The organism is Sphingomonas segetis (genome assembly GCF_009720245.1).
Taxonomy (GTDB): domain Bacteria; phylum Pseudomonadota; class Alphaproteobacteria; order Sphingomonadales; family Sphingomonadaceae; genus Sphingomicrobium; species Sphingomicrobium segetis.
Window position 1 is genome coordinate 1 of the sequence record NZ_WJSQ01000126.1, and the last position, 7,987, is coordinate 7,987.

At 65.8% G+C, this 7,987-nt stretch carries 9 protein-coding genes; 4 read left to right on the plus strand and 5 right to left on the minus strand.

The window, feature by feature from the left end; translation table 11 throughout:
* Together GH737_RS11250 and gatB are read right to left on the minus strand one after the other, a co-directional pair.
* The coding region (locus tag GH737_RS11250) for an alkaline phosphatase family protein (protein ID WP_196233121.1) at positions 1 to 696 on the minus strand (696 nt) is incomplete at its 3' end.
* A 79-nt stretch (positions 697 to 775) separates the two neighbouring features.
* Complete coding sequence (gene gatB, locus GH737_RS11255; protein WP_155264910.1) at positions 776 to 2,239, minus strand: Asp-tRNA(Asn)/Glu-tRNA(Gln) amidotransferase subunit GatB; 1,464 nt, start codon at positions 2,237 to 2,239, stop codon at positions 776 to 778.
* A 20-nt stretch (positions 2,240 to 2,259) separates the two neighbouring features.
* On the opposite strand from gatB, the gene GH737_RS11260 reads away from it, so the two are divergent.
* The gene (locus tag GH737_RS11260; protein WP_155264911.1) at positions 2,260 to 3,075 is read left to right on the plus strand and encodes an FkbM family methyltransferase; all 816 of its coding nucleotides are present in this window, start codon (positions 2,260 to 2,262) and stop codon (positions 3,073 to 3,075) included.
* On the opposite strand, the gene gatA is transcribed toward GH737_RS11260, so the two are convergent.
* Together gatA and gatC are read right to left on the minus strand one after the other, a co-directional pair.
* On the minus strand, positions 3,044 to 4,519 hold the full coding sequence (gene gatA, locus GH737_RS11265) for an Asp-tRNA(Asn)/Glu-tRNA(Gln) amidotransferase subunit GatA (protein ID WP_155264912.1): 1,476 nt from the start codon (positions 4,517 to 4,519) through the stop codon (positions 3,044 to 3,046). The genes GH737_RS11260 and gatA overlap by 32 nt on opposite strands.
* 84 nt (positions 4,520 to 4,603) lie before the next feature.
* A complete protein-coding gene (gene gatC, locus GH737_RS11270; protein ID WP_155264913.1) occupies positions 4,604 to 4,891 on the minus strand; it encodes an Asp-tRNA(Asn)/Glu-tRNA(Gln) amidotransferase subunit GatC in 288 nt (95 codons plus the stop codon).
* 116 nt (positions 4,892 to 5,007) lie between these two features.
* Between gatC and GH737_RS11275 the strand changes: the two genes are divergently transcribed.
* The 3 genes from GH737_RS11275 to GH737_RS11285 are packed head-to-tail and all read left to right on the plus strand — an operon-like array spanning position 5,008 to position 7,474.
* Entirely contained in the window at positions 5,008 to 6,108 is a 1,101-nt protein-coding gene (locus GH737_RS11275) for a DUF3089 domain-containing protein (RefSeq protein ID WP_155264914.1), read from the plus strand.
* Positions 6,096 to 6,578 carry a Holliday junction resolvase RuvX gene (ruvX, locus tag GH737_RS11280; protein WP_155264915.1) on the plus strand — a complete coding sequence of 161 codons (483 nt, stop codon included), beginning with the start codon at positions 6,096 to 6,098 and terminating at the stop codon, positions 6,576 to 6,578. The genes GH737_RS11275 and ruvX overlap by 13 nt, the downstream gene beginning before the upstream one ends.
* An 11-nt stretch (positions 6,579 to 6,589) precedes the next feature.
* Complete coding sequence (locus GH737_RS11285; RefSeq protein WP_155264916.1) at positions 6,590 to 7,474, plus strand: aspartate carbamoyltransferase catalytic subunit; 885 nt, start codon at positions 6,590 to 6,592, stop codon at positions 7,472 to 7,474.
* Here the strand turns inward: GH737_RS11285 and GH737_RS11290 are convergent.
* A partial coding sequence (locus GH737_RS11290) for an SPOR domain-containing protein (RefSeq protein ID WP_196233122.1) occupies positions 7,471 to 7,987 on the minus strand: 517 nt, incomplete at its 5' end. The genes GH737_RS11285 and GH737_RS11290 overlap by 4 nt on opposite strands.

Below are 7,987 nucleotides of genomic sequence, written 5' to 3' on the forward strand. Positions count from 1 at the left end.
GGCGCCAACGGGCCCGCCGCCGCCCTGCACCGCGACCGGCCGCGCCTTCGCCTGGCAATAGGGTGGCGCATTAAGCGCCGGCCGCGGCTGCGCCAGCGCTGCGCCAATCGCGGCATTCACCTTTGGAACCACCTGGGGCACCGGCGCCGCCTTGAGGTCGGTCGTGAACTCCTTGCCGTTCCAGTACCAGCGCTGGTCGGCATTGTGGCCGCTCATCATCACCGCGGCGCGGTCCTTGCCGGAAACGGCGACGCTGCGGCTACCCGGCCAGCGGGCCTTCATCGCCTCGCCGAGCACCGGCACCATCAGCTGCTTGGCCGAGACCGTGTAGTGGTTGGAGCTGCTTCCCGGCACGGTCGGATCCTCGGCGCAATAGACGTTCTTGTCATCGCGCTGCAGCGACTGGTCGATCCAGCTATTGCCGATGATCCCGGTCCGCGCCGGGTGATCGCCGGTGAGGATGGTCGAATGGCCGGGACAGGTCTCGGTATTGGCGTGGCTCTGGTAGCCATTACGGAACACGGTCCCCGTCGCGAGCCGCGCGAGGCCGGCGGTGAAGTGCGGACGGTATTCGTCGAACAGGTCGGCCGAGAACTGGTCGATCGAGAAAACAACGAGCAGCTTCGGCGGAGGCGGCTGCTGTGCGGCCGCGGGGGCAGCGAGGAGCGCCGCGGCGGCGAGGATGAACTTGCGCATACAAAGCTTGTACCCCGGCGAAGGCCGGGGTCCAGTCCAAGAAGAATTGTCTGGGCTCCCGCCTTCGCAGGAGTACAGGCTAGCTTAGCTTCGCCCGCAGCCGCTCGTTGACGACCTGCGGGTTGGCCTTGCCAGCCATGGCCTTCATCGTCTGCCCGACGAAGAAGCCGAACAGCTGCTGCTTGCCCGCCTTGTACTGCTCGACCTTGTCGGCATTGGCGGCGAGGATCCTGTCGATCTCCGCGTCGATCGCGCCGGTGTCGCTCGTCTGCCTGAGCCCGCGCTCCTCGACGATCGCACCCGCGCCCTGACCGGTCTCCAGCATGATCTCGAACACCTGCTTGGCGATGGTGCCCGAGATCGTCCCGTCGGCGACCAACCCGAGCAGCTCGGCCGCCTGCCCGGGCGTAACGGGGCTCGCCTCGATGCTCTCGCCGCGCCGGTTGAGCGCTCCGAACAGCTCTGCAACGACCCAATTCGCCGCCTGCTTTGGCTCGGCGCCGGCATCCAGGAGCGCGTCGAACCAGCGGGCGGTCTCGACCTCCGCGGTGAGAACGCTGGCGTTGTAAGGGGTTATGCCCTGCTCTTGGTATCTTTTGCGCTTCGCATCGGGCAACTCCGGAAGCGTCGCGCGGCACTCTTCGAGGAACGCATCGTCAAGCTCGAGCGGAAGCAGGTCCGGATCCGGGAAATAGCGGTAATCGTGCGCGTCTTCCTTCGACCGCAGCGACCGCGTGACGTTCTTGTCCGGGTCGTAGAGCCGCGTTTCCTGAGCGATTTCGCCACCGCTCTCCAGAAGCTCGACCTGCCGCTTCGCCTCATGCTCGACGACAGCCATCACGAAGCGAACCGAGTTGACGTTCTTCGTTTCGGTCCGGGTGCCAAGTTCGCCGCCCGGCTTGCGCACACTGACGTTGACGTCGGCGCGCATCGAGCCTTCTTCCATGTTTCCGTCGCACGAGCCGACGTAACGCAGAATCGACCGCAGCTTCCTGAGGTAAGCCCCTGTTTCAGCGGGCGAACGCATGTCGGGACGCGATACGATCTCCATCAGCGCGACGCCGCAGCGGTTGAGGTCGACGTAGCTCATCGTCGCATGCTGGTCGTGCATCAGCTTGCCCGCGTCCTGCTCGACGTGGATCCGCTCTATGCCGATGCGCTTGGCGGAGCTTTCATCCTTTTCGTCGACCAGGACCTCGAGCTCGCCCTCGCCGACCAGCGGGTGGTACAGCTGGCTGATCTGGTAGCCCTGCGGAAGGTCGGCGTAGAAATAGTTCTTACGATCGAAGCGCGACCATTTGTTGATCTTCGCCTCGAGCGCCATGCCGGTCCGCACCGCCTGCCGGATGCACTCGCGGTTCGGCACCGGGAGCATCCCCGGCATCGCCGCGTCGACCAGGCTCACCTGCGTGTTCGGCTCCGCGCCGAATTCCGTCGAAGCGCCGGAGAAGAGCTTGGCGTTGCTGGTAACCTGCGCGTGGACTTCGAGCCCGACGACGACTTCCCATTCGCCGGTTTCGCCCTGGATGCGATAATCGTTCATTCGACGGCTGTTAGTGCGCCGTGCTCGACCTGCACAACCCGAAATCGCCGTGTTTGCGCAGCAGTTCTGCGGCCCGCACCTTGCCTTGGCGCGCCTATGTTGAGAGGGAGCGCCGCATGACCGCAAATATCTTCAAAGCGTTGCTGGCCGACGTTCGGCCGGACGATCTGCGGCGAACCTTCGACGCATTGACCCATTCCACCTCGCAACTCGGGCAGGAGATTTTCGTGCTCAGCCGCCTCGGCTGGAAGCGAAATGGCTACTATGTCGAGTTTGGCGCCACCGACGGGCGCACGCTCAGCAACACCTGGCTGGTCGACCGCCAATTCGGCTGGCGAGGCATCCTCGCCGAGCCTGGGCGCATCTGGCACGATGCGCTTGTGGCGGAAGGCCGAAACGCGCACGTCGATTTCGACTGCGTCTGGAATGAATCCGGGCAAACGCTGACGTTTAGTGAAACGCCCTACGCGGAGCTCTCGACGCTGACGCAGTTCGCGGCGCGGGACATGCACGACCGTTCCGACGCGTCTACGTACGATGTCACCACGATCTCGCTAACAGATTTGCTCATAAAGTACGACGCGCCCCAAGTGATCGACTATCTCTCGATCGACACGGAGGGGTCGGAACTCGCTATCCTCGAAGCGTTCGACTTCAATCGCTATCGCTTCCGCTGCATCACGTGCGAACATAACTTTACCCCGGACAGGAATCGGATTTTCTCGCTGCTCGGGAAAAAGGGGTATCGCCGCGTTTACGAGGAATTCTCGCAGTTCGACGATTGGTACGTGCACCAGAGCTTGCTCAACTCCACCACTTCTCCGGCCGCGCGCTGAAGCCGGCCCGCTCTTCGATCGCGAGGCCGGCGTTCAGCACCGTCTGCTCGTCGAGCTCGTTGCCGATGAGGTGCAGGCCTAGCGGCAGCCCCTGCCCGTCCAGCCCGCCCGGAACGCTCATCGCCGGGAGGCCCGCGAGGCTCGCCGGAACTGCGAACACGTCGTTGAGATACATCGCCAGCGGGTCGGTCGTCTCGCCGATCCCGAACGCCGCCGACGGGGCCGTAGGGGTCAGAATCACGTCGCACTGCTCGAAGGCCTTGCGGAAATCCTGCTTGATCAACGCGCGGACTTTCTGGGCCTTGGTGAAATAGGCGTCGTAGAAGCCGGCGGAGAGCACGTAGGTCCCGATCATGATCCGGCGCTTGACCTCGGCACCAAATCCGGCCGCGCGCGTCGCGGAATACATGTCGTCGAGCGTGTGCACGCCCTCAACGCGCAGCCCGTAGCGGACGCCGTCGTAGCGGGCGAGGTTCGACGACGCCTCCGCAGGCGCGATGATGTAATAAGTCGGGAGCGCATATTTGGTGTGCGGAAGGCTGATTTCGACCGGCGTCGCGCCCGCGTCCTTCAGCCACTCGATTCCCTGATCCCACAAAGAATTAATCTCGGCGGGGACTCCGTCGATGCGATATTCCTTCGGAATGCCGACGCGCTTGCCTTTGAGGTCGCTCGACAATCCGGCTTCCCACTGCGGCACGGGCAAATTTAGCGAGGTCGAATCCTTGGGGTCGAACCCTGCCATGACCTCGAGCAGGATCGCGCAGTCGCGCACGCTCTTCGCCATCGGGCCCGCCTGGTCGAGCGAGCTTGCGAAGGCGACGATCCCCCAGCGCGAGCAGCGGCCGTAGGTCGGCTTGATCCCGCTGATGCCCGCGAACGCAGCCGGCTGGCGGATCGATCCGCCGGTGTCGGTTCCCGTCGCGCCCGGCGCGATGCCCGCGGCGACCGCAGCGGCCGATCCACCAGACGAGCCGCCCGGAGTAAGTCCGACATTGCTTCCCTTGCGCCGCCACGGCGAGATCACCGCGCCGTAGGCGCTCGTCTCGTTGGACGAGCCCATCGCGAACTCGTCCATGTTGAGCTTGCCGAGCATCCCCGCGCCGGCCTTGCGCAGGTTGGCCGAGACGGTGCTCTCGTAGGGTGGCTTGAAACCCTTGAGGATCCGGCTGCCCGAGGTTGTGTCCACGCCCTGCGTCGCGAACAGGTCCTTGATTCCCAGCGGGATACCGGCGAGCGGTCCCAGCTCGGCGCTTCCGCGCGCCTTGTCCGCGGCATCCGCCGCCGCGAGCGCGTCCTCGGGCGTCTCTACCGTGTAGGCGTTCAGCGCCCGCGCGGCCGCAACCGCCGTGTTGAACGCTTCCGCGATTTCGCGCGCGCTGAACTCGCCCGAGCGGAATCCCTCGCGAAGGCCGGCGATGGTAAGGGAAGTCAACTCAACCATAATTCGTCATCCCCGCGAAAGTGGGGATCCAGCGAGAACAAAAATCCAGGTTCCCGCTTTCGCGGGAATGACGAAGGGAAGACATCATTCGATCACCTTCGGCACGGCGAAAAAGCCGTGCTGGGCTTCCGGCGCATTGGCGAGGACCTCGTCGCGGATTCCGCCGTCGGTGACGACGTCGTCGCGCAGGCGCAGCTGCTGATCGATCACGGTCGCAAGCGGCTCGATGCCGTCGGTGTTCACCTCACCCAGCTGCTCGACCCAGCCGAGGATATTGTTGAGCTCGGGCACCAGCCGCTCGATTTCTTCGTCGCTCATGGCGATCCGGGCGAGCTTGGCGATATGGCGCACCTGTTCGGGGGAAACGGACATGGAGTTCCTTGTGTGACGCGTCGCACAGCGACGCTGGGGCGGATAGCGGCGAGGCCGTGGAGCGGCAAGCGGCGCAAACTTGCCCGCCGGTCCGACGGCCAATAGGGCCGCGAAGCATGTGTGCCCGCCGTTTTCTGATCGCCGTCTTCATTCTCACCCTGATCGTCGTCGCGGCGGCGTTCGCGATCTTCCAGTTCGGCGGCAACGTCCTGCTCAAGCAGGCGACGCCGCAGGGCCATTTCGAGGCGGCGGAGGCAGGAGGCGGGCCGGATTATGCGCAGGCGTCGAGCTGGATCGCGCGCCCGGGGCTGGCGAACGACCCAGCGCTGTGGGTTCCCGACGGAGTTGCACGATCGAACGCGGGTAATGCCGCAATCTTCTACATCCACCCCACGACCTATCTGGAGAACGACCGCTGGAATGCGCCGCTAATTGCGGGCCGCGACACGGCATTCCGCACCAACCTGTTCGTCCAAAGCCAGGCGAGCGCGTTCAACGGCGCGGGACAGATCTGGGCGCCGCGCTACCGCCAGGCCGCTTTTGGCGCCTTCCTGCTCGACAGCGCCGACGCGCAGAGCGCGCTCGATTTCGCCTACGCGGACGTATCGGCCGCGTTCGACCAGTTCCTCAAGGAAGCCGGCGACCGGCCGATCATCCTGGCCGGGCATAGCCAGGGCGCATTGCACCTGATCCGGCTGCTTCGCGAGCGCAGGGCGCAGCTCGGCGGGCGGCTGGTCGCCGCTTATGTCGTCGGGTGGCCGATCGACACCACGAGCGACCTTCCCGTCCTCGGCGCACCCGCCTGCGTTGCGGCGAACGACACCGGCTGCATCCTTTCCTGGATGAGCTTCGGCGAGCCGGCCAACCCCTCGTTGATTCTCGACCAGTGGAAGCGGGATTCGGGTCTGACAGGCGGGGAGCACGAGACGAAGAACATGCTTTGCGTCAATCCGATCACCGGCACCCGAGACGGCGCCGCGCCACCGGCGGCCAATCCCGGCACACTCGTCCCGACGAGCGATTTCGCTTCGGCGAAGCTGGTCGCGGGCGAGGTCGGCGCCCGCTGCGACAAGGGCCTGCTGATGATCGACGGCACGATCCCGCCGCTCGGCCCGTTCGTGCTGCCGGGCAACAATTACCACGTTTATGATTATGCGCTTTTCTGGGGCGCGATCCGGCGCGATTCGGAGCGGAGGCTCGCGGCATGGCATCGCTGATCGGGACCGACACAATGCAATTCGCAGCCGCGCTGCCGGATGGCGGCAAGCTGCTCGGTCTGGACGTCGGCACGAAAACGATCGGAATCGCGATCTGCGATGCAGGCTGGCATTTCGCCGGCCCGTCCGAGACCATCCGCCGGACCAAGTTCATGGCTGACCTCGCCAGCCTGCGGCGGATCGTCGGGCACGAGCATGCGCTCGGCCTCGTCGTGGGCCTGCCGCTCAACATGGACGGAAGCGACAGCCCGCGGACACAATCGGTGCGTGCGTTCGCCCGCAACCTTGCGCCGCTCGAGCTTCCGGTCCTGCTGTGGGACGAGCGCTGGTCGACGCAGGCGGTTGAGCGGGCGATGATCGAGGCCGACGTCAGCCGCGCAAGGCGCGCCGAGAAGGTCGACTCGCTCGCCGCCGCGCACATCCTCCAGGGCGCGATCGACGCGCTGGTCAATCTCGGCGGCGCCGGTTAGGCGGCTCGCTCGTGGACCTTCTCTCCATCGACTCGCTGAGCGACGCGCGGATCGCGGCGTTGATCGACCGCGCGCAGATCCTCTTCGACGACGACCGCTCCGCGACCAAACCCGTCAAAAGCCTCGACCGCAAGATTGTCTTCAACGTGTTCTTCGAGAACTCGACTCGAACCGCCATGTCGTTCGCTACCGCGGCGCACCGGCTCGGCGCTTCGGCGATATCGTTTTCCGCCGATCATTCCTCCGTGAAGAAGGGCGAATCGCTTGAAGACACCGCGGCAACGCTGGGTGCGATGCGCCCGGACGCGATCGTGGTGCGCCACCGCGACAACGGTGCGCCGGCGCGTTTCGCGGATATCGTGGACGCGGCGGTGATCAATGCCGGCGACGGCACCAACGAGCATCCCACGCAGGCGCTGCTCGATGCCGCGACGATCCAGCGACGGCTTGGCCGGATCGAAGGGCTGAAGGTCGCCATATGCGGCGACATACGACATAGCCGCGTCGCGCGCTCGAACGCGAAGCTACTGCCGCGCCTGGGCGCCGAAATTCGGCTCGCAGGACCGCCGGAATTGATGCCGGAAGGAATCCCACAGCTTTCCGTCGGCGAAGCGATCGCCGGCGCCGACGTGGTGATGATGCTGCGCGTCCAGCGCGAGCGGCTCGAGGATGATCTCGGCGACGCACCAGGCGAATATCTCGCCCGCTACGGCCTCACCGCCGATCGGCTGGCGACAGCAGCGCCGGGCGCGGTGGTGATGCACCCGGGACCGATGAACCGCGGAGTCGAGATCGACAGCGCGATCGCCGACGATCCCGAGCGGTCGCTGATCAGGCTTCAGGTCGAAATGGGCGTGGCCGTGAGGATGGCCTGCCTGGAGATGCTGTTGGCCTAGCGGCTCGCGATCTGGACCGGCTTGTCGCCAGCGAAGCTGCGGACGAAGCACTGGCCGCCGTTGCCCTTGAGCTCGCGGCAGCGGGCGATTGCCTCGCGCTGGCTGGCAAATCCCTGGATCGACAGCCGCCAATAGGTGCCGTTCGCCGAATCGAAGCGAGCGCGCAGCGGGAAATAGGCGCGAAGGGCGGGATAGCGCTTGGTCAGGCGGTTCCAGCCCGCGGTCACCTGTTCGGGCGAGCGATAGGAGCCGAGCTGCATGATCGCATCGCCCGGCCCGACCGCGTCGCGGACGACCGCATGGGGCGGTTTCGGACGTTGGAATTGAGGCGCGACTTTCTTGGGCATCAGGGCGGCGACGACGGATTTCACCTCGCGCGTCGCTGCGGTCGAGACCTGGTGCGCGGCGGCGGCGATCAGCGCCACCGGCGACGAGGCGGGAGCTTCGGCGACGACCGGCTCCGGCGCCGGTTCGGGAGCCGGAGGAGCGAAAGCGATCTCGGGAGCCGGCACG